This is a genomic window from Chitinibacter tainanensis DSM 15459, from assembly GCF_000429785.1.
GTDB lineage: Bacteria > Pseudomonadota > Gammaproteobacteria > Burkholderiales > Chitinibacteraceae > Chitinibacter > Chitinibacter tainanensis.
Window position 1 is genome coordinate 239,466 of the sequence record NZ_KE386953.1, and the last position, 25,205, is coordinate 264,670.

Here is a 25,205-nt window from a genome sequence, read left to right on the forward strand (position 1 = left end):
CCCATACCACTGCGGAGTGGTAGTTCAGTTGGTTAGAATACCGGCCTGTCACGCCGGGGGTCGCGGGTTCGAGCCCCGTCCACTCCGCCAAATCCTTGCACCTCCCCTTGCTTTCTCTTCGTCAGTACTGTCCACATTACGCCACCATTTGCTGCGTGTATTTCTACCATTCATCGCGCAGGTGTTGTAGCCATAACCCGCGAACCGAGCCGCTATCGCACCGCTCAGGGTTTGCCTGTACACTTAGCAGCCAGATAACACCACCTTGGGCTGGCCGATCCGACTATGGCACAAGACACAGAGCAAAAAATCGCCACCTTCACCTGCCTGGGCTATCAAGTCCCCCTCGCTCATGGCTATGCGATTACCCTGTGCCTATTGATTTTAGGGCTATTTAGCTTTAATGCCGCCCACGGCGAAGGTTGGATCAACACCCTGATTCTATTTATGCTTGGCGCCACGGTTGGCCTCGTGCTGTGGCCGGCAGTGGTATCAAAGCCAAAACAAACTAATACCTATACCGAAACTAACACCACCATCGTGCCGCCCGCCGAGGCCCATGATGTGCTGGCCGGAGTGCCCGATTTACTCTGGACGATCGATTACGCCAGCCGGCGGGTTAGCTCACACAATCAACATGATTTGCCCTTTCACCCCAGCGGCAGCCAGTTTGCCAAGCTCAGCAGCATTTTCCCGGCCCGGGTAGCCCGGCAATTTCTGGAAACTCTGATCGAGCTGCAAAACACCCAGCGTCAAGCCCGCTTTGAATACACCTTGGGCGCCGAACATGAGCAGCACACCTTCGAAGCGCGTCTAACCCCACTGAGCGAGCGCGATTGCGTGGTGATCATCCGTGACGTGTCACATATCAAGGCCACCGAAGCCGCGCTCTTCAAGCAGCAGCTATTCACCCAGCAGATTATCGACGCCAGCCCCAATCTGGTCTTTATTCGCGATCAGCATGGCCGCTTCCTCTTGGTGAACCAAACTACACAAACCCTCCTGGGGCATGACCAGATTGTGCACTCCCACCTTGGGCTGCACGACGATACCCCCATACTGAGCGCGGGTGACGAGCAAGTTTTAGCCAGCGGTGAAGTGATCCGCATCGAAGACAGCTGCGTGTTGGCTAGCGGGCGCCGGCATTGGTTTGATATGACCAAACTCGCCATTGCCCGCGAAGGCGCTACCTATATCCTTACCATCGCCATCGACATCACCGCCCAAAAAGAAAATGAGCTCGCGCAAACCGAAAGCGGCATTCTGATTCGGGCCATGGCCAATACCCTGCCGCACCCGATGCTGTTGGTGCAACAAGAGCAAATCCAATTTGCCAATCACGCCGCCTGCCAGGCGCTGGGCTTTAGCCCGGATGAGCTGATTGGCAAAACCTTGCCTGAGCTCGGCTGCACCACTTGTCTACATGAGACTTTGCCGGCGGATGGCCTCTTGCTCTGCGATGGTTTGGGCCAGAACACCCACTGGCGCATCGGCCAATTGCCGGCGCCACTCGGTCACTTACTCACCCGGCAGGACTAAGCCCCCAGCCGTGCTAAAATTGCCGCTTTGTTTGCTCTTAAAAAACGACTGCGGCAATGAGTTCTTCCCTTCGCGAACTGCGCACCCAACTGCTTGATACCCAAAGTAGCGATCGCTACGCCCTTGGCCGGCTGATTAGCCAGATTGCCGAGCGGGAAAAACGCCAGCAACCCACCGATCAGCTGCACCAGCAACTGCGCCAAGGCCTGGATAAATCGCTGGCCAAATCAGCGCTGCGCCGAGAAAAACTCCCCAGCCCTGACTACGACGATTTCCTACCGGTTAATCAGCGCCGCGACGAGCTCAAAGCTGCCATCGCGCAGCACCAGGTCGTCATCGTGTGTGGTGAAACCGGCTCGGGTAAAACCACTCAGCTGCCGAAAATCTGTCTCGAGCTGGGCCGTGGTGTTCATGGCCTGATCGGCCACACCCAGCCCCGCCGGCTGGCGGCGCGCTCGGTCGCAGCGCGAATTGCGCAAGAATTAAAATCCGAGCTCGGTCAGCATGTTGGCTACAAGGTGCGCTTTACCGATAAAAGCTCAAGCGCCAGCTACATCAAGCTGATGACCGACGGTATTTTGCTGGCCGAATCGCTGTCTGATCGTTTCTTGAGCCAATACGACACCATCATCATCGACGAGGCGCACGAGCGCAGCCTGAATATTGATTTCTTGCTGGGCTACCTCAAGCAAATCCTGCCCAAACGGCCCGATCTGAAAGTAATCGTCACCTCGGCCACGATTGATGCCGACCGCTTTAGCCGCCACTTTAATGGCGCACCGGTGCTGGAAGTCTCAGGCCGCACTTATCCAGTGGAAGTGCGCTATCAGCCGCTTGCCAGCACGGATGAAGACGATCAAGAGCTGGAAATGGAAGAAGCCGTGGTGCACGCGGTGGAAAACCTGTGGCGCCGCGATGGCAGCGGCGATGTACTGGTGTTTCTGCCCGGCGAGCGTGAAATTCGCGAAACCGCCGAAGAGCTGCGCAAAGCCAAACTGATGGGCGCCGAGATTTTGCCGCTGTTTGCCCGGCTTTCAAATGAAGAACAGCAACGCATCTTCCGCCCCGGCCAATCGGGCCGGCGGATTGTGCTGGCCACCAATGTGGCCGAAACCTCGCTCACCGTGCCGGGCATACGTTATGTCATCGACAGCGGTCAGGCGCGCATCAACCGCTACAGCCCGCGGGCGAAAGTCGAGCAACTCTTAATCGAAAAAATCTCGCAAGCCTCGGCCCGCCAGCGCGCCGGGCGTTGCGGCCGGGTGGCCAGCGGGATTTGTGTACGCCTGTATTCGGAAGACGATTTCAACGCCCGCCCGGCGTTTACCGACCCCGAAATCGTGCGCTCTAGCCTTGCCGGCGTGATTTTGCGCATGGCCGCCTTGCGCCTGGGCCGGGTGGATGAGTTTCCGTTTATCGAAGCGCCATCGGGCAAGCTGATTGCCGATGGCTATCAGCAGCTGCGCGAGCTCAATGCCGTGGATGAGCAAGATCGGCTCACCCCGATTGGCCAACAACTGGCGCGCCTACCGGTTGATCCGCGCGTGGGCCGCATGTTACTGGCCGGGCAAGAGGAAGGCTGTCTGCGCGAAATGCTGATCATCGCCTCAGGGCTATCGGTGCAAGACCCGCGCGAGCGCCCGTTCGATGCCCGCCAGGCTGCCGATCAGGCCCATGCCAAATTTGTAGAGGAAAAATCCGATTTCCTCTCCTATCTGCGACTGTGGGATTACTTCGAAAAGCTCTTAGCCGACAAAACCTCCAACCGCCAACTGGTGCAGGATTGCCATCGCAATTTCCTCTCCTACCTGCGCCTGCGCGAATGGCGCGAGCTGCACAAACAGCTGTCCGAGATGGCCAGCGAATTGCGCCTGAACGACAAGCCCGGCACTTTCGAGCAAATCCACAAGGCGCTGATCACCGGTCTCTTGGGCAATCTAGGCTTTAAGCAGCCGGAAAACGACGAATATCTGGGCGCGCGCGGGATTAAATTCACGGTCTTCCCCGGCTCGAATCTGAAAAAAGCCCGCCCGAAATGGATCGTGGCGGCCGAGCTTGTGGAGACCAGCAAGCTGTATGCGCGCTGCGTGGCCGCCATTGAGCCAGAATGGGTAGAAAAGCTCGCCCCGCATCTGGTGAAAAAGCAATATTTCGATCCGCACTGGAGCAAGGAACAAGCGCAGGTCAGCGCCTCCGAGCGGGTTACTTTGTATGGCCTGCCGATTGTGGCACGGCGCAAGGTGCATTACGGCCCGATCAATCCGGTGGAAGCGCGCGAGATTTTTATCCGCGAAGCACTGGTGAATTTCAATTTCCAAACCCGCGCCAAATTCTTCGAGCACAATCTGGCCCTATTGCTGGATGTGGAAGAGCTGGAACACAAAGCCCGCCGTCAGGATGTACTGGTGGATGAGCACGCGCTGTTTGCCTTCTTTGATGCCAAGCTACCGGCCGAGATTATCAATGGCGCCAGCTTTGAAGCCTGGCGCAAAGAAGCCGAAAAAGTCGCCCCGCAGCTCTTATTTCTCACCCGCGATGATCTGATGCAGCACAGCGCGGCCGCGGTCACCGAAGAGCAATATCCGGCCTTTTTCCGCCTGCACGATGCCAAGCTACCGCTGGGGTATCGGTTCGAGCCCGGCCATGCGCTTGATGGTGTGACCATTACCCTCCCCCTGCATCTGCTCAATCGGGTCAATCACGCCACCTTTGATTGGCTAGTGCCCGGCCTGATCCGCGAAAAAATCACCCTGCTGGTGAAATCGCTGCCCAAGCCGATTCGCCGCCTGTGTGTGCCGGTGCCCGAGTTTGCCACCCGCATGCTGGTTGAGCTGGAGCGTGCCGACCGTGAAGCGCCCTTGCTGCCTCAGCTGGCGCAAGCCATCACCCGTGGCTGCGGCCAGCCGGTGAGCGTCGACGACATCAGCAGCAAAGATTTGCCGCTGCATCTGCAAATGAATTTCCGCATTGTGGATGATGCCGGCCAGGAGCTGGCACAAGGCCGCGATCTGATCGCCATTCGTGCCCAGCTGGGCGAAGCCGCCCAGCTCACCTTCCGCGATACGGCCGATGAGAGCACCGGCATCGAAAAAACCGGCCTTAGCAAATGGGATTTTGGCGATCTGCCGGCCAAGCTCAATTTCAAACGCCACGGCAAAGGCATGATCGGCTATCCGGGCCTCATTCCCGATAGTGACGAAGCCGGCAAAGAATGCGTGGCGATTCGGCTGTTTGATACCGAACATGCCGCGCTTGAGGCGCACCGCGCCGGCGTAGTGAAGCTGCTGCAATTCGAGCTCAAAGAGCACGTTAAACAACTGCCCAAAGCCCTGCCTAATTTCAATCAGCTGGCGATTCAGTACCGTGCGCTGGGCAATAGCGATCAGCTCTTGGCCGATGTAGTCGAATGCATCTGCCAGCGCGCCTTTCTGGGCGAAGACGAAGCCCCGCGTAAAAAGAAAGACTTCGACGAGCAAAAGAGCCGCGCCAAAGTGCGCCTGCCCTCGGTGCGCGATGCCGTGCTGCGCACCCTTACCGAGCTTGCGCCCGAATACACCGCCATCAACGGCCTGCTACCCAAAGCCGGCGCCCTGCAAACCGAACTGAAAGCGCAGCTGGCTAGCCTCGTCTACCCCGGCTTTCTCGCCCACACCCCGTGGGAGCAGCTACCGCGCCTGCCGCTGTATCTGAAAGCCATGAAAATCCGCCTCGAAAAACGCGTACAAAACCCGAGCCGCGATGGCCAGCGCGGGGCGGAGATCAACGAGCTAATGCAGCGGTATACGACGGAGATCGAGAAGTGGCAACGCGAAGGGCGAGATACCCTCCCCTTACTGCCATTTCGCTGGATGATCGAAGAGCTGCGGATTAGTCTTTTCGCGCAAGAGCTGCGCACACCGTATCCGGTGTCGGTGAAGCGGCTGGATAAGGTTTGGGCGGAGATGACAAAGCGGTGATGGTTGATATTCTCTAGGATGTATTGCCGCGAGGCGGCAATACACTAAAAGCAGGTTTGCTGATGCGGCGTAGTGCCAATGGCAACTACGCCGCACGGTGTGGAATTTACAGCAGAGAAATCAAATCAACCATCTATTAGCAATTAATTATTTAATAAATAACGCTTATCGGCTTAAATAAATAATTCATGATCTATTCTATTCAATACTGCAAACCGACCATATAATTCATTCGCATAACACTTTGCATATACCAATATTCGGCATATTAACCGCAGGATGAAACATATGAACTCAGCTTTGAAAAGCATCGCTGCCCTACTTCTGGCGGCCGCGCTCTCACCTGCCCAAGCAGCGATTCAAACTTTTACCGGCACCGATGTGATCTATACCATCGATGACACATTTGCATGGTATGAAGGGCTAACAGCCAGCGTGAGCGGCAATACCCTGACGTTTAGCAACCGCGAAGGTGGTGCAATTTCGGCGCAAACCGGCTATGGAAAAAGTAGTCATGCCTCTGCCTATTTCGATGGCCATCATTGGATGAGCGACAATGGTGTTTACGTTCAGGCCAAATCTGGCAAGGCCATTACTGGCTTTGCTACCATGCTCGATGCCACCGTCGACGGTGCAGTCAAAGGTACAAGCTCTAGCATTAGCTCTACTAAGCTATCTGACGTTTGGGGTGTTGATTTGAACACTAACCAGCAAGCATTGGCTAGGCTCGGTACATCTTCTTATGCATCTGGCGAGAAGAATAAGCTCACGCCACTGCCAGTACTGCAAAACAATCCGTATCAAGGCAGCTTCTATCAAGCGACAACAGGCAAAGTTGAGCTTGGTTTTTATAGCTATGCCGGTGTAAGTACCAGCAATGCGCTTGGTAATAGCTTTGCATCAGCCAGCCTCAATAGCTTTGGCGTGACCACGCAGGTTGCGCCAGTGCCAGAGCCAGAAACCTACGCTTTGATGGGCATGGGTCTGATCGGTTTGCTGGCAGCGCGCCGTCGTAAATTGGCAAAATAATCTACTCCGTTTAAAAGCCACCAAATGCTGTGCAGCGTAATCACAGAAAGGATTTCGCTGCACAGATCAAACTCAAGACCGCCATCCATGGCGGTTTTTTTTGCCTGCTGCAATTAATCAATCACGGATTGACGGCTATGCGCCGCGGCACTTACTTCTTTTGCTTCGCCAAGAGAAGTAAGCAAGAGAAGGCGCCCCCGCAGCAGCGCGGGCTGCGCCCGTGCCCTCGCTGCGGACAGTCGAGGCGGTGGCTGCGCGACTTGGCCTACGGCCTTCGAACAGTGCTCGCCGAAACCCCGCCCCGCCTGTTCCTCGCTCGGCGCCGCTGAAGGGGAGAAACCACCCCAACTTCAGCTGCGCGGTAAATACTGGCAGTAGTATTGTGCTAAAGGCATTTTCGGGCTTTGGTTTGGTGAATATACCCCTGCCGTGGTTAGTACGAGTCGCCCGTGGAGCCGCGCCGTTCGGGAGGCGGTTGGCAAGGCATGGCGTAGCTTGGCGGCTTTGCCGCCTTAGCGGAGACTGTGGCCTTGGGCCATTTTAAGATGCGGCTGTTTGAGCGTTGCAACGCTAGCGCAACGCGAGTTCCCGCATCGCCTTGCCAAGCGCTGGACGGACGGGGTTTCGCGGCGATCGGGCACGCGAGGATTGCAAGGGACGGAGCAAGACCGACTGGCCTAAGGCCACGGCCTTCGCTAAGGCGCTAAAGCGCCAAGCTCCGTCACGCCTTGCTCGTTTGGCGGGCGAAACCGCCGGTTTACCGCCTGCGTAGCAGGCCATGCTCAACCTGCTCCTGCAGGGAATACAATCCACCTTGACGCGCCATCGCCCCCGCATCAACAATCGCTCTACTTTCAACCCACGGAACCATCATGCGCCCTCGCCTCAACCTGATTTTGCTCGGTGTAAATGATCTGGCGCGCGCCAGCGCATTTTACGCAGCGCTGGGCTGGCCCCAAGCGCCAACGAGCCATGCGGGCTTTGTAAAAATTGATCTGGGTGGCGTGGTGTTGGGTTTGCTCGATCGGGCAGAGCTGGCAAAAGATTGCCTAGCGCCGGTGCAAAGCCACAGCGGATTTGCCGGCTTTGCCCTCGTTTATATTGCGCATTCGGCCGCCGAAGTCAGCACCGTGCTCGCGGCGGCGGCCGCGTGCGGGGCCGAGATCGTGAAGCCTGCCACCACCACGGCTTGGGGAGTAGCGGGCTATTTTCGCGATCTGGATGGCCATCTCTTTGAGGTGTGCTACGAGGCGGGCTGGGTCTTTGATGCCGATGACCACCTCGTGGTGTAGCCCTTAGCGCAACAAGCGCTGCGCCAGCCCCGACTGGCGCTCCACCTTGCGCGCCACCGCCTGGCGCACGCTGCGCTCGTCGCCCCACAGCGTAACGCGGGTTTTGGCGCGGGTGATGGCGGTGTAGACCAACTCCCGGCTTAAGAGCTGCCCGGCGCCCGCTTCGCCGGCGGGCAGCAGCAAGAGCACATGGGCAAATTCCGAGCCCTGCGATTTGTGTACCGTCATGGCAAAGGCGGTTTCCACATTGGCCAGCCGCGCCGGTGACACGCAGCGGGTGCTGCCATCGGCCTGCAAAAAATGCACCCACAGCTTGCCGCTGGCATCGGGCAGTGTGAGGCCAATATCGCCATTAAATAAGCCCAGCTCGTACAGATTTTGCGGGATCAGCACGGGCCGGCCGGCATACCATTGCTGCTCAGGCAGCTTGTGGCCACGGCGGGCGAGCTGCTGCTCCAGCAAGGCATTCACCTGCTCGACGCTGGCCGCGCCACGGCGCAGCGGGCTTAAAACCCGAAAGGCGTCAAAGGCGGCAAATACCGGCGCCGCGCTGGGCAATTGCGCGCCGGCCAAGGCGGCGGTAGTCTGCACGCTGGCATAGTCGGCCACGGCGGCAAGATAGGGCTGATACGCCGCCCACAGCGGGGCCAGCAATTCGGGCAGGCCGCTGCTGGCCGGATCGGCCGCCAGCCAGGCGAGCTCAGGCGGCGGTGCCGCACTCAGGCTGGCTGGCAGCGCGGCCGGGCTCATGGCGTTGGGCTGTAATAATTCAAACACCGCGCGGATTTGTTCCTGATTAATCGCGCGAGCCAGCTGGCCAATCTGGCCGGAAAAGCGATAACTTTTCACCAAGGTAATCACATGATCGCCAAGCTGGCTGGGCGAAAACTCGGGCTGCACCGGCTGGCCGGTGAGTGCACTGAGCTGCGCGGCAAACGCGGGTGATAGCCCGACATCGCTGCACAAATCGCCCAGCACCGCGCCCGCCTCCACCGAGGCGAGCTGGTCTTTATCCCCCAACAGCACCAGCCGCGCATGGCTGGGCAAGGCGGCCAGGAGTTTACTCATCAGCGCCAGATCGACCATCGAGGCTTCATCCACCACCAGCACATCCAGCGCCAGCGGGTGGCCGGCATGATGCACAAAGCGCACCGAATCAGGCCGGCTACCCAACAGCCGATGCAGCGTGCTGGCCTCGGTGGGCAGCGCGGCCAGCACCTCGGGCGCGAGCTGATCAGTCAGCTGGCTGCGGGCATTGCGAATGGCTTCCTGCATGCGGTTGGCCGCCTTGCCGGTGGGCGCCGCCAGCCGGATATTCAGCGGCGTGCCCGCGGTTTGCAGCGCGCCGGCTTGAAACAGCGCCAGTAGTTTGACCAAGGTGGTGGTTTTGCCGGTACCCGGCCCACCACTGATCACCATCAGCGCCTTGCATTGCGCCGCCGTGGCGGCCACGCGCTGCCAATCCAGCTCTTTGCCAGCTGGGCCAAAGAGCTGGGTGAGTTGTACGGCCAGCCCTGCGGGCGGGGCGAGTTCGCGCGCGCACAGCGCGGTCAGCCGCGCCGCCAGCTCGGCTTCGTAGGCATGATAGCGCGCCAGATACAGCCGGCCCGCTTCGGCAATCAGCGGGCAAAATTCACCCGGCGCTCCCACCGCACCGCTGGCGCGCCAGGCGGCCAGATCACTGCCGGGCGGAATGTTGACGCAGACATCACCGCGCTCGCTGGCGCTGGCGGCCTGCAGCGCCAAGCCCAGTAAATCAGGCGGCGCGCTGGGGCAGGTTTTGCGCAACAGCGCCACCAGCGCCTGACCATAGGCACTGCCGCTGTCAGCATTGCCAGCGCCCACAGATGCGGGGCGGGCTGGCTCGGCCACGGCAAGCTCAGTTGGCGCTAACTCGGCCGGGGCAGTCAATTCGGTTTGCGGTGGCTTAATCATGTTGCGCTCCCAGTACGGCATCCAGCGCCTCAATTAAACCCACCGGGGGTTTATGCTGCCAGATTCCAGATTCTTTAGCTTCTGGGTGCATACCCCGAATAAATAAATACATCACGCCACCAAAATCACGCTGATAGTCATACGCCGCGCCCAAGCGTTGGCGCAAATAGCGATGCCAGGCCACCACATAGAGCAGGTATTGCAGATAGTAATGCGCATCGGCCATCGCCTCGGTCAGCCGTGCGGGCTGATAGTCATCCCAGCTAGCACCCAGATGGTTGGATTTGTAATCGACGATGTAATAGCGCCCCGCATGGACGGCCACCAAGTCGATCACGCCATTTAAATACGCCTCGATCTGCTCGGGCTTTAGCCGCTGGCTGGCGGCAATAAACGCCGCTGGCACGCCATATTGCGGCTCGGCCAGCACGGCGCAAAAGCGCCGCAGATCCAGCGTGGGGCAATGCAGCAAAAATGGCCATTCGTTCAGCCGCTGTCGCCGGCTCAGGCTGGCCAGCGTAAAGCGCGGCTCTTCGCCGACCCCTATTGGGGTGTCTAGTACTTCACCCAGCCAATCTGCGAGATCGGAGAGCATACCCTCCTCGGGTACATCTGCAGGGCTGCTGGCCTCTGCCGATGGTAGCAAGCCAGCCTGCTGCAATTGCTGCGCGATCACTGGCCACCATTGCTGCCGCTCAGGCTGGGTAAAATCCCAGTGTTCAAACATGCCGTGCAGCGCCGTGCCGGCATCAGCGCCACGGGTAAAGCGAAAGCGCAGCGGCCCGAGCCGCTCGCTGCTCAGCGTGGGCAAGACATCACGATCATGATCGGCGGCGTGTTCGGCCTGCTCGCTGCTGCCATGCCGCGCCACCCCGCGCGAGAGCGAAGAGAAACTCACCAGCCGCCACGGCGCGGCCCACGGGCGCGGCGGCAGCTGCGCCACCGCCAGCGTGGGCTGCTGCACCGCCGGCGGCTGATAGCGAGCCTGCAGCGGCAGTTCGCTCAGATCGCTGATACTCACCGGCCCCAAAGCCTGCAGCGCGCCGGCCAGCTCGCTGGCGCTCCACTCGCCGATTTTGCTGTGCAGCGTGGCGCCCTCTACCCGCAGCACCTGCGCCAACGCCGCGTTATTCAGCGCAGGCTTGGAGGCAGTGTGCAGTTTTTCGGTAAAGTTTGGGTAGGCCAGATACAGCCGATGCTTGGCGCGAGTCAGCGCCACATACAAGAGCCGCAACTGCTCGGCATAGCCTTCCAGCCGCGCTTGCTCGGCCGCGGCCTGCCGCGCTTCGGGGCTGCCGTGCAAGAGGGTGCGCGCTTCGCCGCTGCCGGTGTGATATTGCAACAGCTGGCCATCGCGGCTGAGCTCGGCCGGCCCGCGCCACAGCAAAGGGCAAAACACCACCGGGTATTCCAGCCCTTTGGAGGCATGAATGGTCACAATCTTCACCCGCTCGGCATCGCTTTCCAGCCGCATTTGCTGGTTTTCCGCCTGCCCATCCGGCTCGGCAATCTGCCGATCCAGCCAGGCCAGCAACAGGGCCGGGCTGGGGCGCGCGCGGGCTTCATGCTGAATCAGCTCGGCCACGTGCAGCAAATTAGTCAGCCGGCGCTCGCCATCGGCAAAACCAAGCAAGCGCGCCGGCGTGCCGCTGTGCACCAGCCAGCGGCGGAACATCGCCATAAACCCGGCTTTGCGCCATTCATCGCGCAGGGTTTGCAGCTGCTCGATCTGCGCCAGCCAGGCCGCTTCATCCGCTTGCAGCGCAATCAGCTGAGCCACACTCAGGCCCACCACCGGGCTGACCAGCGCGCGGCGTAGCAAGGCCGGATTGGCCGGCTCATTAATCGCCAGCAGCAAGGCCAGCAGCCCCTGCGCCTCGGGCGCGGCAAACACGCTCTCGCGCACCTGCGTCACCGAGGGCACACCGGCGCGCAACAAGGCACGACGCAGCTGCTCGGCATCGCGGTGGCTGCTGACCAAAATCGCAATATCCCCCGGCGCCAGCGGCCGCTCGCCCAGTGTGGCCTGCCCGGCCGCCGCGCGCTGCAAGAGCTGCACGATTTCCTGCGTTACCCCCTGCACAATCAGCTGGCGCGCAGCTTCGGCCTTGGGCGCCGGATACACAAAGGCATGCACCGCCTGCCGGTGATCGGCGATCTGTAATTTGGATGGCCCGCTGTGCTTGGCCTTGATCTCCGGGTGCTGAATTTGCGCTTCGACAAAGGCATCAGCCGGCGCAAAAAGCCGGTTGATAAAGGCGATAATCGCTGCATCCGAGCGAAAATTGGTATCGATCGAATAGCGCCCTGTCGCCGCTTGCCGCGCCTGCAGATAGGCATACACATCGGCGCCACGAAAGGCGTAAATCGCCTGCTTGGGATCGCCCACCATAAAGAATGGCGGCGCGCTACGCGCTGCTTCTACCTCATCTATCCCGGCCTGTTCGCCCGTATCCGCCGCCCGCGGCGCGCCAAACAGCGTATCTAAGATGCAAAACTGGGTCGGATCGGTATCTTGAAATTCATCCACCAGCGCAGCGCGGTATTTCTGCCGCACCTTGGCCACCAGATGCGCGCGGCGGCGCTCGTCCTGCAAGGCGCTGGCCAAGAGATTCAGACTGTCATCAAACGACATTTGCCCCGCTGCGGCTTTGCGCAACGCCAGCTCGCGGCGCACATAGCGGCCAAAGCCCAGCAACCAATGCGCCAGATACAGCGCCAGATCTTGCTCCAGCGTAGTGCGGGTATCAATCAGCGCCTCTACCGCAGCAAAAAACTCATCGTGCGGCACGCTGTCTTGGTGTTTTTTCAGCACCGCATCGTTTAAGGCCGTCTGGGCCAAAGCTTTCAGCTCAGCTGGCAGCGGCCCATTGGGCGCAGCAAAATAGGCCTCGATGCGCGCAGTCCAGCCAGCTTCGGCCAGAAAACCCAGTTTGTTTTTCTTGAGCAGCCCTTGCGTGTGCAAAATGGTTAGCGCCGGCACCAGCTGCTCTGGTGCCCACAGCCCCGCACAAGCCGCGACCGCCTGCTGCCAGCGCGCGGCCACTTGCCCCAGTTCGGGGCAAGCCGGCAATGGATCCAGCCGGGCTTCATCCAGCCCCGCCCAGCGGTGCGCCATGCGCGCCAGCGCATCCACCCCCAGGCCTTTTGTCCGCCCCACCGACACTTGCGCCAGATAATTCACCCAGATGGGATCAGCGGGGTATACCTCGCTACGCCAGAAATCTCGGGCGATCTGGGCCAATACCTCTGATTCATCGCTAATCATCTCGCGATCAAAATCAAAGCCGGCCTCAAACGCTTGCTCGGTCAGCAGGCGCTGACAAAAACTGTGAATGGTTGATATCGCCGCCTGATCAAGCGTAGCCAGCGCCAGCCGCAGCTGATCCAGCAGCGGTTTCACTGCCACGCCCTGCGCCACAATCTGCGCCCACAGCGTGGCGCAAAATGGCTCGGGCTCGCCATTGAGCAACACGGGGCTTTCGTCTTGCAGCGTTTGCGCCAGCTGCGCCAGCCGGGTGCGGATGCGGTCTTTCAGCTCGGCGGTGGCAGCCTTGGTAAAGGTCACCACTAAAATCTGCTCGGGCAGCAAGGCGCGGCTGAGATCAAACTGCGTTGCGGCGCCAGACTCTTCTGCGTCGGTATGCGCCCCCAGCACCAGCCGCGCATACAGGCCGGTGATATTGAAAGTCTTGCCAGTGCCGGCCGAGGCCTCGATCAGATTGCGCCCGCCCAGCGGCACGGTATGCACGGCCAGTGGGGCCAGCTGCAAGGCGGCTGACTGTTGGACTGGCGGCAGCGCAGCTGCCTGGTGGGTGGGCTCTGCTTCAGCAGTAGTAGCGGCAGCGCTCAGCTCAGGCATGGCGGTAGTCTCGGTGGGGTTGGCGTTACTGCATAAATCCGGCCCGAATAAATCTGGCTGCGTGTGGATAGGCTCATTCGGCTTCATAGTGCCTCCGGCGTGGCGGCCTGGCGGGCCAAATCGGCGCGTAAACTACTGCGGCTCAGGTGAGCGAAAAGCGGGACCAATAGTCGCTCGCTCCAGTCGGCAAATTCATCCCGCCATGGGCTCTCCTCGGCCAGCGGATCTTCCGGCCACAGCAATTGAATGGCCGGATCGGCATATTCGCCCTGCTTGTCAAAGCTGTCGTACCAGCTTTTGCTCAGGACATCCCAACGCCGCTCCGGCTCGGCCGTCTGCCACTGCAGCGCAGTTTTGCTAAACCAGGCCTGCGGGCGTTGCCAATGCGCCAGCGCAAAGGCCAGCACGGTATTGAGCTCGCTCAGCGCCGTGGCAGCACTCAGCGGGGCAAAACACCAGACTTCCTCCGGCGCCAGCACCCGCGTTGGCGCCGTGCCGCCCAGCGCGCAATACGCCAAATGCCGCAGCCAGAAGCGCAGTACCTCGCGCGGAAAAACCTTGCTACGCTCAATAAGCTGCCCGGCCGGATACAGCCGATCCAGCGTGACGGCCAGCGGGTAGCTCTGACCCGCGTGGCTGAGCGCCAGCCATTCGCTCAGCACCTGTTCATCCGCCGCGCCGCGATAGCTCGGTAGCGCCTGGCGCAAGGCATCGGCGGCCTCGATTTCGCGCGCCAGCAGCAAGCGCCCGGGCGTGCCCAGCGGCACCTGCCCTTGCGCGGCCAACAGCTCGGCCGCTGCCGGGCCGTATTGCAAGGTGCGCTCGCGCACCAGCCGGTCGGCAAAATCGCGCAGATCAAATGGCTCGTCTTCCGGCAGCGCGCCGGCGGCTTCGTCCAGATTCAGCTGCGCGCGGTAGCGCAGGAAAAAGGTGGCGGGCTTGCTTAGGCATTCGGCCAACAGGCCCAGCGTTAAGGTGGGTAGCGGCGGGATTTCGTCGGCACCGGCCAGCACGGGCGCCACGGCTGCATCACCCGTGCCCGTTGCCAGCTCGCTCGGGCCTTGTAGCAGCCGCCGCGCAGCATCACCCCACAGCGGATTAAACGACTGCACCGGGGTATCTGGCTGAAAGCTTTGTGGGCTAAAGACTTGCAGCGGATACTCCGTATAAATCTGCGCGAGCAAAGCGCTACCATCGTCATCGCTACTAGCGGCAAAGCCTTGGCGGACGACATCCAGCACATCGGCCACCAGCACCGACGGCGGATAAGCCTCGTTATCACGCACCCCGCGCCCCACCCACGATAAATACAAGCCATCGCGCGCCGCGAGCAGGATTTCTAAAAACAGATAGCGGTCATCCAGCCGGCGCGAACGATCGCCCAGCCGCGGGTTTTGCGCGATAAGATCAAAGCCCGCCTGCGGCGGATTGCGCGGAAAATCGCTTTCATTCAACCCCAGCACGGCAATGCGCCGGAACGGCAGCCCGCGCATCGGCACCATGGTACAAAACGTCACCCCGCGCGAAACAAAGCCCGAGCCCCGGCTGCTGGTATCAAAGCGATGGGTCAACCAATCGAGCACCACCAGTCGCGAGACGCTGGTATTGAGCTCAGCCAAAGCGGCCTCTTCCGCCAGCGCCGCCAGCGTGCTGCGGATGGCTTGCAAGAGCAGACGCTCGGCATCCTGATGCGGGTCGAAAAGGAAAAACGCCTCCAGTAGTTGCAGCGCCTCCGTACTCCACTCGGCCAAGGTGCGCGCCGGCTGCAGCCGCTGGCGCCAGCTCGCCAGTGCGCTGATCACCGCTTGCAGTTTGGCCAGCAAGACCACTTGCGAGCCTTCCAGATCATCCCACGGCGCCAGCCCCTGCCACAGCGGCAATGCCTCGCCCGCCTGCGCTTGCGGCAGTGCCGCGCCCAAAATCAGGCTATCGAGCCCCGCTTGCCAGGTATTGGCCGCGCCCAGCTCCGCCAGCCCCGGGGCCGCGGCCAGCACTTCGGCACGGTGGGCTGCATCCAGCCCCCAGCGGATGCCGGCGCTACTAATCCAGTGTTGCAGCGTCGCCAGTTCATCCGCGCTAATGCCAAAACGCGCCGCCAGCTGCGGGTTTTCCAAGAGGCCAAAGACTTCATCGGCGGTGCAGCGGCTGGCCGGCAGATTAAAGAGCTGCAAAAACACGGCGATCGCCGGGCATTCTTGCGCGGTTGTCAGATCAGCAATATTAAATGGCAGCGCCGGCGCACCCGCCGCCGCCGCGCCACCAAACACCGCCTCGATCAGCGGCGCATACGGCCCTAGATCAGGCAGCAGCACGGCAATATCGGCCGCCAGCAGCGTTGGATCGGCCGCGAGCCAGTGGCAAATCTGATCGTGCAGTACTTCCACTTCGCGCATCGGGCTGTGGCAGCTATGAAAACTTAGCGAGCGATCTTGCGCCGGCACCACATAGCGGCTCACAGCGCCCGGCGCATCGCCGCGCTGCCGCAGATTGAGAATATCGGATTGCAATTGCTGCAGCAGACTTGGGCTGGCCAGATCCGCCGCCGGATCAAGAAACAGCGGCCCATCGCCGCCCATGGTCCACGGAAAAGCCTCGGTCACTGCGCGATAAAAATCACGCCCGGCCTTGCCCATACTGGCCAGCAGCGGATGGCCAACATCCAGATAGAGGCTTTCTTGCGGCCGGGCCAATTGCTGCCGCGCCTGCGCTTGCGGGCTCACAATCGCGCCCCAGTCTTCGCGACAAGGGTTAAGCAAAAATAGATTCACATCGATATGCTCGGCCAGCGCGCCCAGCACATCGATATAAGCGGGCGGCATGCTCGCTAGGCCAAACACGGTGAGCCGTTCGGGTAAATGTTGCGGCGCCTCGTGCGCCCAGCGGGCAAAAAGCTGCACAAACATCTCGGCCCGGTGCGGCACTGGCGCACCCAAGCCAGCCTGCGCTAGCGTGCCCTGCTGAATGGCCTGATGCGCCTCGCGCCACAGGGCGGCCTGCCAGGCTTCATCGGGCCCCAAGTTACCCACCAGCCGGCCGGCTTCCCACTCGGCGATCCAGTCGCGGCGAAACACCAGATACTGATCAAACACATCGGCCAGCTTACCGGCGAGCGCCATGCGCCGGCGCTCATCGCCTTCCTGCAAATAGGCCGCCACGATCGGGCTTTGCGTGCGCGCCGCCGAGCGAGGCAAAATCTCGAACAGCCGCCAGGCTAGCGCCGCCGAGCCATAGGGCGAATCTTTCGGTAGCCCCGGCAAGGCTTGCTGCAAGAGTTGCCAGACAAAACCGGCCGGCAAGGCAAAATCCACCCCGGCGCAAATACCGGTGCGCCGCGCCAGCGCAAAGCGCAGCCAGCGTTCCATCCCCTTGCTGGAGACGATGATTTTTTCATTGGCCAGCGGATCAGTCAGCGGCACCTCGATCAGGGCCAGCATCAGTTCAAACAGGTTTTCCAGCCGGTTGGACTGAAATAGATTGAGACGCGCAGTCATGGGGTTTCCTTGCCGTTCAGCCGGCTATTTTAGCCCAGATTCGGGGCTGACTTCATTCTGACAACAGCAGCGCCATCTCGGTGTCGCAAGCTGCGCAAGCACGGGTAGATTTGTTAGACTGAGCCATCTTGTTGGCCTGTGCACATCATGCAACTGACCCGACTGCAAGTGACCAATTTTCGCGGCATTAGCCAGATTGATCTGCATCTGGATGCCGCTGCCACCGCGCTCTTTGGCGAAAACAACTGGGGCAAAACCAGCCTGATTGTGGCGCTGTGCCGCTGTCTGACCGCGCCACAACCGGTGGATACCCTGTTTAGCCACGAAGATTTTCATCGTGTGCACAATACCCGGGCCAGTATTGCCCGGCGACTCAATATCACACTGTACTTTCAGGGCAATACCCCCGGGGATGAATTTGCGCCACTGTGCTGGCATAGCTGGCGCAACCCTGAAGATGGCAGTGAAGATGCGCACGAGCCGATGTTGGCGCTGCGCTTTAGCGCCGAGCGCTTTGGCCATCATGAAATCCGTGCGCGGCGCAGTTTTATTCACCCTGATGGTAGCGAAATCGAGCACCCAGCGACCGACCAGCTGGCCGATACCCTGATCCGCCTGCACCCGGTGTTGCGCTTTCGCGATATGCAGCTCACCGACTGGCTGGAACACCCGCGGCTGGCCAGCCGGCCGCAAGACAGCCAGCTCACCCTCCCAGCGAGCGACGCAGTGCGGCAGGTCTTCGAGCGGATACTGACGCTGCCGCATCAGCTGCATCCGCAGGAATTACGCCAGGGGCTGGCCGCCATGCAGCAGCTGCTGAGCGAAAACACCAATCTGCTCGCGCGCGAGAGCAACCCCAATCAGCGCCTAGCCGAGCAAATTGCCAACGCCCCGCTCAATTTTCGCGATGAAGATAATCTGCTGGAAATCGCCCAGCGCTCGGGCTCGAATCTGCGCCGCATGGCGCTGCTGATGCTGATCGGTGCGCTGCTGCATGCGCGTGGCGAAGATGCCCTTAGCCACGAAGCCCAACCCATTATGGTGATGGAAGACCCGGAAACGCATTTACACCCGATTCAGCTGGGTTTGCTATGGGGGCTGATCGAGCAGCTGCCGCTGCAAAAAATCATCACCACCAATCATGGCGACTTACTGGCCAGCTTTCCGCAGCAAGCACTCAGGCGGCTAGTGCGCAAAGCCCATTCGGTGCATGTGTATCAGCTGGGGGACGCCGCGCTGTCGATGGCCGATGCGCGCAAAGTGGCGTTTCATATTCGCAGCAATCGCAGCAGCAGCATGTTTGCCCGCGTGTGGCTACTGGTGGAGGGCGAAACCGAATTCTGGCTAATCCCCGAATTAGCCCGCATTTGCGGGGTGAATTTCCCGCTGGAAGGCATCCGCTGCGTGGAATTTGCCCAAGCGGGGCTGGCGCCACTAATCAAGTTTGCCGATCAGCTGGGCATACACTGGCACGTACTGTGTGATGGCGATGATGCGGGGCTGAAATACTGGCAGCGGGCGCAAAAGCTCTTGCGCGGCCGCGAAGAAGGCCAGCACATCACCCTCTTGCCCAGCCGTGATATCGAGCATTTTTTCTGGGAACACGGCTTTGCCGACATTTACCGCGCCGCGGGTCAGCCGCTACGTGAACCCTTGTCGCCACAACACGCGGCCGCCCTCGCGCTACAGGCGCAGCAACCCATGAGTGACGAAGACATCATCAGCCGGGCGCTGCGCTATCACAGTAAACCCGGCATGGCGCTGGAAATCGCTGAAGCTGCCGAGCTCAAGGGGCGCGAGAGCATTCCGCCGCAATTACAAACGATGTTTACCACCCTGCAAGCACTGGCCAGCAGCCTACCCGAGAGCGAAGTGTGAAGCGGAGCCAATCCATTAAGCAAGACCACAGCCCAATAGCCCCGCCGCGTTCACACTGGCAACGCCAAGTGGTACTGCCCAGCCACTGGCAATGGCTCTTCACCCTGCTGGGGCTGGGCGTGAGCTATCTGGTGCATTTTTTCTTGCTGTTTGTAATCGGGGTCGGCCATATGAGGCCGGGCCTACCCGGCTGGTTTACATTGGCTTCGCTATTGCTGCAGCTCATCCCACTGGCTGCTGCTGCCTTAGTTAGCTTGGCGCTGTTGTGGAGCTGGCAACGCCGCCACGTGTGGCTGTGGCTCACATTATTTGGCTGGGTCTGCCTTAGCCTGCCAATTTTTGCTGAACTCGCGCGGCAATATGGGCGCACGGTGGGGCAATAAAAAACCGCCGCAGCGGCGGCGGTGTGCTGCGGCTTAGCGCCATTAAAACCAGGCCCCAAAGTTGGCTTTAAAGCCATTCAGATGCTCGCCAGTGATGTAGCTAAATCCCGCGCGCAAATCGGCCTCACGCGCACTGAGGCTGCGCTTGGTGCCAAAGGTAATGCCGATTTCATCCTGATAATTACTAAAGAGCTCGGTGCCGGTGTAGCGAGTATCGATCACGAACGCTTCGATAGTGAGCGGCGTATCCAGCAAGGACCAAGGAGTATCCCACGAGAACAACAGGCCATTGCGAAACACGGTATTGGCCACATCAGGGCTAATGGTGGTGTTGTCGTACTTCACCCGCATCACTTTATAGTAGCCCACCATATTGCCCAGCGAGAGCGACCAGCCCTCGCCTTGCCAGGTGTAATTCGAGCTTAAACCCAGCGAAGTCATCCAGCCGCCACCGGCCAGATCTTTAGAGCCGGTGATCCGCGCCCCGCCAGACACCGCCACCACCCAGTTGGGCTGCACCGGATAGCGGTACACGGCACTCAGGCTAGCATCATAGGCTGTCGAGCCATCCACCGTGGTGTAGCCCAAGGGGATATTCACCAACAGCTCATGATTTGCCTCATCAAATTGCCGCGAGTAAGTCAGCGGCAGGGTAAAACCATCACTACTCATGCTTTTGGCTGCACCCACCGCATCACTAACAAAATGCCCGTACACCACGCCCAGGCCAAAGGTATTGCTGCTGCCACTGCCCCCACTGCGCGCGCCCGAGCCCAGCCACATGGCCTGACTGTCTTGTGTTACCGCCCGGCTCATCAAGCTATTGGGATTGCCGGCAACCGGATCAACTGGCGAGAGCTTGACGCTGGTTTTTAAAAAAGCTTCGAGAAATTGCGGGTTCTTTTTGATGAAGTCGCCCATCATTTTTTCGCTTTCATCCCGCGTCGCGCCGATAAAGCTCTGATTGAGATTAATGCTGGGCACTTCCAGCACCAGCTTGGTGCTATTGGCAGTTGGGTAGGCCATCTTGATCGGCACGCCGCGAAAATTAATCTCGGCCGACACCACTTCCGTACCCTGATAACCGGCAAAAAACGAACGGATCGATGGCGTTTCTAGAATATTGATCGAATCATCGGCCGAATCGAGGCTGATTGAACTCGATTTACCATGAATCGTCGCTGTAATATCAAATACACCTGCAACGGATAAAGTAGAAGCTAGGCCCATTCCGCAGGCCAACATTGTCCATGTCCGCATCGCCCCCTCCTATGGCTGTCATCTTCCTAAACAGCCTAGTCAGTGATGCAGAGCAGCACAAATATGAAATTAAAAATATCTACTTGATCTTAAAAAGAAAAAAACTACTTCTAGCGCAAAAAAAGCCAAATTCAAGTCTTGCTATCTTGATCGAGCGGCAACTGCGGCAAAGCCGCCACAGCATGCTGCCAACGCAAGTAAATCCGCCATTCGTGCAAGGCCGTCGGTGCCGCGCTATCGGGCCAGATGATTAAAGTAGCGGTGCGCTGCCAGCGTTTTTCCGCCTGCCACACCAACAGCAATACCCCGCCAGCGCTCCAATGCTGCTGTAGCGCCCGCACCACTTGCCGCCCGTCGCGATAGCTGATCTCAAATAATCCGTCAGCTAAGGCGCGTACTTCAACGACTGCATCCACCTGCCAAGGGCGGCGCCAATACCAGCGCCAAGCGCCCACTACCGGCAAGCCGAGCAAGGCAAAAGCCCAGTGCTGCGGCACAAGCAAGCCCACCGCCAGCAAGGCCAAGCCAAATTGCAGGCATAAAAAACCCCGCTCCCAGCGGGATACGGGGTTAATCTGCAAAGGCAGCGGCAACATGTTTAGTCGCCGATCTGAATGCTGCCGTTCACCGTCACAAACAGCCGGCTTTCACCTGCATCAACCGGGGCCGGCGCTGGGGCCGCGGCAGCTTCCATCATCGCAGGCGCCATGCGGTACATTGGCCGTGGCGGCGGGCTATTGGTTTGCGTCTGAACATTCAGATTGATCGCTTTCCAGCCACTGCCACTCATCCCGCGCTGAATCAGGCTCGCCCGCTCGCGAAATGCCTTTAAGCCCTCGCCAATCAGCTGGTCTTCCACCTGCTTGCGGCTTTGCTCAGACACTTCGTAGCGGATATCCGCCAGTTGCAGCGCAATACCGGTGCTTTGCGGTTTTTGCAGCGCGGCAATCAGCTGGGATAGCGCGGTAAAGTCTTTGGAATTGATCCGCAGCTCACCGCGGCTGCGCCAGCCTTGCGGCTGGTTTTTGCTGTTATACAGCGGATAGCTGCTATAGCCCGTGCCCGCCGATTGCACGCTTGGATATTGCTTGAGGGTTTTTTGCGCAGCGAGGATGGTCTGGTTGATTTTATCCGCCAGCTTGCTCGGATCATTGTCGCTGAGTTCCACAAACAGCACCGCGTGGGCCAGATCATTGCTCACTTGCTGGCTGGCCGAAGCTTCCAGATTCACCACATTAAAGCGTGACTCATCGGCGGCATTCGCAACCAGGGGTATTGCCAGCAATACTGCGATTGAACTTGCAATCAGCGACATACGCATACAGGGTATCCTTTTAGTGGTAGTTGTGATCGGTCGGCGTATTGTGAATTTCTTCGGCCACCGCATCCATCACGCCCAAGTGGATTTCCACATCGAACCAATCCCAAAACAGCTTCAGATTGCGCTTGGCCGGCCACAGGCTTTCGTCCTGCACCCAGCTGGCCAGCTCTTGCGCAAACAGCTGATCGGCAATGTCATCAATAAAGGCGATGGCGTCTTCCGGCTCTTCCGCTTCCGGCACCAGAATTACCGTACAGTCTGAACGGATTTCTTCCAGTGTGAGCACCACATCATTGCCGGGCAAAGCATTGAGCCAATCTAAAAACGCTTGTTTGGGGCGGATAATGGCCGCCGAACGATCAACGATAAACATGGTATTTCCTAAAAAAGAGCATGACCAACAGGTCGGGGCAAAGCGGTAAATCTCAAACCGCCGGCCCAGGCCAATTGGCTAATGTCTTGAACTATTGCACATTAGTCCGGCTGAACCAACGCTGAATTTTCACGTTGCTTGCCGGCTGAATGGGGCGCCACCGCTCTGCAGTGTGCCCCCCTTTCCTTTGCCTACCGCGGCTTAGCGCCGGCGGCGACGTTTTGGCGCGGCAGGTACACCCTGCGCGGCCTGCTCGGCGGCGGCGCGGCGACGTTGGGTCGCCGTGCCCGGCTTTTTGCGCTTCGTGGCGGGTGCGGCAGGCGCAGCGGCGCTGCTGCGGCCACGCCCACTCCGTGGTGCGTAGGGATTACGCGCTGGCGGCTCATCACTTTGCCAAGCAGCTGCTTCGGCATCATCAAAAAACGGCTTGGCGCTCACGCCGCTCAGACGGCTTTCGGTGACCGAGGCCCGCGTGCGGGCGGCACTGGGGGCTGCCGCTTTTTTTGTGCGACGAGTGGATTCAAGCGGCGCTACTTCGGCGGGGGCTACTTCAACCGAGCTTGCCTCAGCACGGCGACGGCCGCTGGCCTTGGCTCCCGATTTGCTGCTAACAGCGGCAGAGCCTGCAGCCTTGGGCGTGGTGTTGCCCGAGCTAGTGCCGGTTTTAGCCGTTTTGCCGGCTTTATTGCCGCCACTACCGACCAAGCGGCCTTCATCATCGACCAGCGCAAAATCAATTTTGCTGGTTTCCAGATCAACCCGCACCACGCGCACTTTCACCCGATCCGTCATCCGGAACAACTGCCCGCTGCGCTCGCCTTTCAGCTCTTTGCGCTGCTCATCAAAGTGGAAATAATCCACCCCCAGCTCAGACACATGCACCAGCCCTTCTACATACAGCTCATCCAGCAAAACAAACATGCCAAAACTGGTCACTGCCGACACCGAGCCCATAAATTCGGCGCCGATCTTGTCTTGCATGTAATAGCACTTCAGCCAGTTTTGGACATCGCGGCTGGCTTCATCGGCGCGGCGCTCGGTCATCGAGCATTGCGCGCCCAGCTGCTCCCACTTGCTAGCCGGTTTGTATTTCTTTTTCGCCAAAATCGCTTTGATGGCGCGATGCACCAGCAAATCGGGGTAACGGCGAATTGGCGACGTGAAGTGCGTATAGGCTTCGTAGCTCAAGCCAAAATGGCCGGCGTTATCCGGCGAATACACCGCCTGTTGCAAGCTGCGTAACAACATGGTCTGCAACAAAGGCGCGTCTTCGCGCTCTTTAATCGCATTAAGCACTTGCGCATAATCCTGCGCCCCTGGCTCATCACCGCCACCCAGGCTAAGGCCCATCGTGCGCAGATATTCGCGCAGATTGCGCAGTTTTTCCGGCGTTGGGCCTTCGTGCACGCGATACAGGCACGGATGTTCGTTTTTCAGCAAATAATCGGCAGCGCAGACATTGGCCGCCAGCATGCATTCTTCGATCAGTTTGTGCGCATCGTTGCGCACCACCGGCACGATAGCTTTGATTTTGCCCAGCTCATCGAAACGCATTTCGGTTTCCTGGGTTTCAAAATCAATGGCGCCACGCACCTGGCGCGCCGCCTGAAACACTTTAAACAGCGAATACAGCGTTTTCAGATGAGGCAACAGGTGGGTATTGGCCCGCGCGTCTTCCCCTTTGGGGTTTTCCAGCATATCCCATACCCGGGTATAGGTAAGGCGCGCTTTGGACAACATCACGGCCGGATAAAACTCGTATTTTTTAATTTCGCCAGTCGCGTTCACCCGCATATCGCAGACCATACACAGCCGCTCAACATCCGGATTGAGCGAGCAGATGCCGTTGGACAAGGCTTCGGGCAGCATCGGGATCACCCGACGGGGGAAATACACCGAATTACCGCGCTCAATCGCGGTGAGATCCAGCGCATCGCCCGGGCGCACATAATGGCTCACATCGGCGATCGCCACCACCAGCCGCCAGCCTTTGCCTTTTTTCTCGGCAAACACGGCATCATCAAAGTCTTTGGCGGTTTCACCATCGATGGTCACCAGCGGTAGCTCGCGCAAATCCACGCGCTCTACGCCCTGCTCGGGCTTCCAGTCTTTCTTTTTCACTTTTAGCGGTGTTTTGGCCGCTTGCGCTTCGGCTTCGGGCGAGAACACGTGTGGCAAATTGTGTTTGCGCAACGCGATTTCGATTTCCATGCCCGGGTCGTCATAATTGCCCAGCACTTCCACCACTTTGCCCACCGGCTGCGAATAGCGCGATGGCTGGGTTAGCAAATCGACCATCACCACTTGCCCGGCTTGGGCGCCACCGGTGTTTTTGGCTTCCAGCAAAATATCGCGGCTAATACGCTTGTCTTCAGCGGTGACAAAAAACACGCCACGCTCATTATGCAAGCGGCCGACTAACCGCTGATTCACGTGTTCGAGTACTTCGGCAATACTGCCCTCAGGGCGACCACGCCGGTCAACGCCAATCGGGCGGACCAGCACACGATCACCGTGCAGCACTTTGTCCATTTCTTTCGGGCCCAGAAACAGATCATCGCCACCATCATCGCGCAGCAGGAAACCAAAGCCATCCGGATGGCCCTGCACCTTACCGGCAATCAGGTCGAGTTTTTCTGGTAGGCACAAGGCGCCCTTGCGGTTAACCAAGAGTTGCCCCTCGCGGGCCATGGCCTGCAAACGGCGTTCGAATGCGTATTGTTCGTCTTCCAGAATTCCCAGCTGGGCCGCCAATTCATCGGCGTACATCGGCGCTCCGCGCTCGGTTAATAATTGCAGCAGGAATTCACGGGAAGGTAGGGGAAATTCATAGCGCGTTTTTTCTCGCGCCAAAAAAGGATCGCTGGCTCGTAAGCCATTCATTTT

14 protein-coding genes and 1 tRNA gene are annotated in these 25,205 nt (G+C 59.6%); 7 read left to right on the forward strand and 8 right to left on the reverse strand.

What is annotated here, in order from left to right; all coding sequences use genetic code 11:
* Window positions 1-13 precede the first annotated feature (13 nt).
* The 5 genes from G482_RS0115910 to G482_RS0115935 all read left to right on the forward strand — a co-directional run bounded on the left by G482_RS0115910 (window position 14) and on the right by G482_RS0115935 (window position 7,816).
* Window positions 14-90 (forward strand) — tRNA-Asp (locus G482_RS0115910).
* Window positions 91-285: 195 nt separating this feature from the next.
* Entirely contained in the window at window positions 286-1,539 is a 1,254-nt protein-coding gene (locus G482_RS0115915) for a PAS domain-containing protein (protein ID WP_028450860.1), read from the forward strand.
* A gap of 56 nt (window positions 1,540-1,595) precedes the next feature.
* Window positions 1,596-5,495 carry an ATP-dependent RNA helicase HrpA gene (gene hrpA, locus G482_RS0115920; protein ID WP_051259110.1) on the forward strand — a complete coding sequence of 1,300 codons (3,900 nt, stop codon included), beginning with the start codon at window positions 1,596-1,598 and terminating at the stop codon, window positions 5,493-5,495.
* A 288-nt stretch (window positions 5,496-5,783) separates the two neighbouring features.
* Window positions 5,784-6,524: a PEP-CTERM sorting domain-containing protein gene (locus G482_RS0115925; RefSeq protein ID WP_034619885.1), complete on the forward strand. Its 741-nt coding sequence runs from the start codon at window positions 5,784-5,786 to the stop codon at window positions 6,522-6,524.
* Window positions 6,525-7,396: 872 nt separating this feature from the next.
* Window positions 7,397-7,816 (forward strand): VOC family protein, encoded by a 420-nt coding sequence (locus tag G482_RS0115935; protein WP_028450863.1) that lies wholly within the window; start codon window positions 7,397-7,399, stop codon window positions 7,814-7,816.
* 3 nt (window positions 7,817-7,819) lie between these two features.
* Here the strand turns inward: G482_RS0115935 and recD are convergent, their stop codons facing one another.
* From recD to recC, 3 genes are read right to left on the reverse strand one after another with little or no spacing between them, the layout of a single operon-like run.
* Complete coding sequence (gene recD / locus G482_RS19155; RefSeq protein ID WP_051259111.1) at window positions 7,820-9,751, reverse strand: exodeoxyribonuclease V subunit alpha; 1,932 nt, start codon at window positions 9,749-9,751, stop codon at window positions 7,820-7,822.
* The gene (recB, locus tag G482_RS0115945) at window positions 9,744-13,700 is read right to left on the reverse strand and encodes an exodeoxyribonuclease V subunit beta (protein WP_028450864.1); all 3,957 of its coding nucleotides are present in this window, start codon (window positions 13,698-13,700) and stop codon (window positions 9,744-9,746) included. Before recB ends, recD begins: the two co-directional genes overlap by 8 nt.
* A complete protein-coding gene (recC, locus tag G482_RS19160) occupies window positions 13,697-17,104 on the reverse strand; it encodes an exodeoxyribonuclease V subunit gamma (RefSeq protein ID WP_051259112.1) in 3,408 nt (1,135 codons plus the stop codon). Before recC ends, recB begins: the two co-directional genes overlap by 4 nt.
* Window positions 17,105-17,251: 147 nt before the next feature.
* Between recC and G482_RS0115955 the strand changes: the two genes are divergently transcribed.
* Together G482_RS0115955 and G482_RS0115960 are read left to right on the forward strand one after the other, a co-directional pair.
* Window positions 17,252-18,982 carry a DUF2813 domain-containing protein gene (locus G482_RS0115955; RefSeq protein WP_028450865.1) on the forward strand — a complete coding sequence of 577 codons (1,731 nt, stop codon included), beginning with the start codon at window positions 17,252-17,254 and terminating at the stop codon, window positions 18,980-18,982.
* Window positions 18,979-19,365, forward strand: coding sequence for a hypothetical protein (locus G482_RS0115960; protein ID WP_028450866.1), 387 nt, complete (start codon window positions 18,979-18,981; stop codon window positions 19,363-19,365). Before G482_RS0115955 ends, G482_RS0115960 begins: the two co-directional genes overlap by 4 nt.
* A 42-nt stretch (window positions 19,366-19,407) precedes the next feature.
* On the opposite strand, the gene G482_RS0115965 is transcribed toward G482_RS0115960, so the two are convergent.
* From G482_RS0115965 to rnr, 5 genes are all read right to left on the reverse strand, one after another.
* Window positions 19,408-20,625 carry a hypothetical protein gene (locus tag G482_RS0115965; protein ID WP_156905428.1) on the reverse strand — a complete coding sequence of 406 codons (1,218 nt, stop codon included), beginning with the start codon at window positions 20,623-20,625 and terminating at the stop codon, window positions 19,408-19,410.
* 131 nt (window positions 20,626-20,756) lie between these two features.
* On the reverse strand, window positions 20,757-21,221 hold the full coding sequence (locus G482_RS0115970) for a hypothetical protein (RefSeq protein WP_028450868.1): 465 nt from the start codon (window positions 21,219-21,221) through the stop codon (window positions 20,757-20,759).
* 2 nt (window positions 21,222-21,223) lie between these two features.
* A complete protein-coding gene (locus G482_RS0115975; protein ID WP_028450869.1) occupies window positions 21,224-21,946 on the reverse strand; it encodes an SIMPL domain-containing protein in 723 nt (240 codons plus the stop codon).
* A gap of 13 nt (window positions 21,947-21,959) precedes the next feature.
* Entirely contained in the window at window positions 21,960-22,319 is a 360-nt protein-coding gene (locus G482_RS0115980; protein WP_028450870.1) for a hypothetical protein, read from the reverse strand.
* A 201-nt stretch (window positions 22,320-22,520) separates the two neighbouring features.
* On the reverse strand, window positions 22,521-25,202 hold the full coding sequence (gene rnr, locus G482_RS19165; RefSeq protein WP_211227664.1) for a ribonuclease R: 2,682 nt from the start codon (window positions 25,200-25,202) through the stop codon (window positions 22,521-22,523).
* Between the last annotated feature and the right edge of the window lie 3 nt (window positions 25,203-25,205).

Excerpts from the sequence above, each read along its gene's own strand:
- G482_RS0115915 (WP_028450860.1), top strand. The coding sequence starts at position 286 with ATGGCACAAGACACAGAGCAAAAAATCGCCACCTTCACCTGCCTGGGC.
- hrpA (WP_051259110.1), top strand. The coding sequence starts at position 1,596 with ATGAGTTCTTCCCTTCGCGAACTGCGCACCCAACTGCTTGATACCCAA.
- G482_RS0115925 (WP_034619885.1), top strand. The coding sequence starts at position 5,784 with ATGAACTCAGCTTTGAAAAGCATCGCTGCCCTACTTCTGGCGGCCGCG.
- G482_RS0115935 (WP_028450863.1), top strand. The coding sequence starts at position 7,397 with ATGCGCCCTCGCCTCAACCTGATTTTGCTCGGTGTAAATGATCTGGCG.
- recD (WP_051259111.1), bottom strand. The coding sequence starts at position 9,751 with ATGATTAAGCCACCGCAAACCGAATTGACTGCCCCGGCCGAGTTAGCG.
- recB (WP_028450864.1), bottom strand. The coding sequence starts at position 13,700 with ATGAAGCCGAATGAGCCTATCCACACGCAGCCAGATTTATTCGGGCCG.
- recC (WP_051259112.1), bottom strand. The coding sequence starts at position 17,104 with ATGACTGCGCGTCTCAATCTATTTCAGTCCAACCGGCTGGAAAACCTG.
- G482_RS0115955 (WP_028450865.1), top strand. The coding sequence starts at position 17,252 with ATGCAACTGACCCGACTGCAAGTGACCAATTTTCGCGGCATTAGCCAG.
- G482_RS0115965 (WP_156905428.1), bottom strand. The coding sequence starts at position 20,625 with ATGCGGACATGGACAATGTTGGCCTGCGGAATGGGCCTAGCTTCTACT.
- G482_RS0115970 (WP_028450868.1), bottom strand. The coding sequence starts at position 21,221 with ATGTTGCCGCTGCCTTTGCAGATTAACCCCGTATCCCGCTGGGAGCGG.
- G482_RS0115975 (WP_028450869.1), bottom strand. The coding sequence starts at position 21,946 with ATGCGTATGTCGCTGATTGCAAGTTCAATCGCAGTATTGCTGGCAATA.
- G482_RS0115980 (WP_028450870.1), bottom strand. The coding sequence starts at position 22,319 with ATGTTTATCGTTGATCGTTCGGCGGCCATTATCCGCCCCAAACAAGCG.
- rnr (WP_211227664.1), bottom strand. The coding sequence starts at position 25,202 with ATGAATGGCTTACGAGCCAGCGATCCTTTTTTGGCGCGAGAAAAAACG.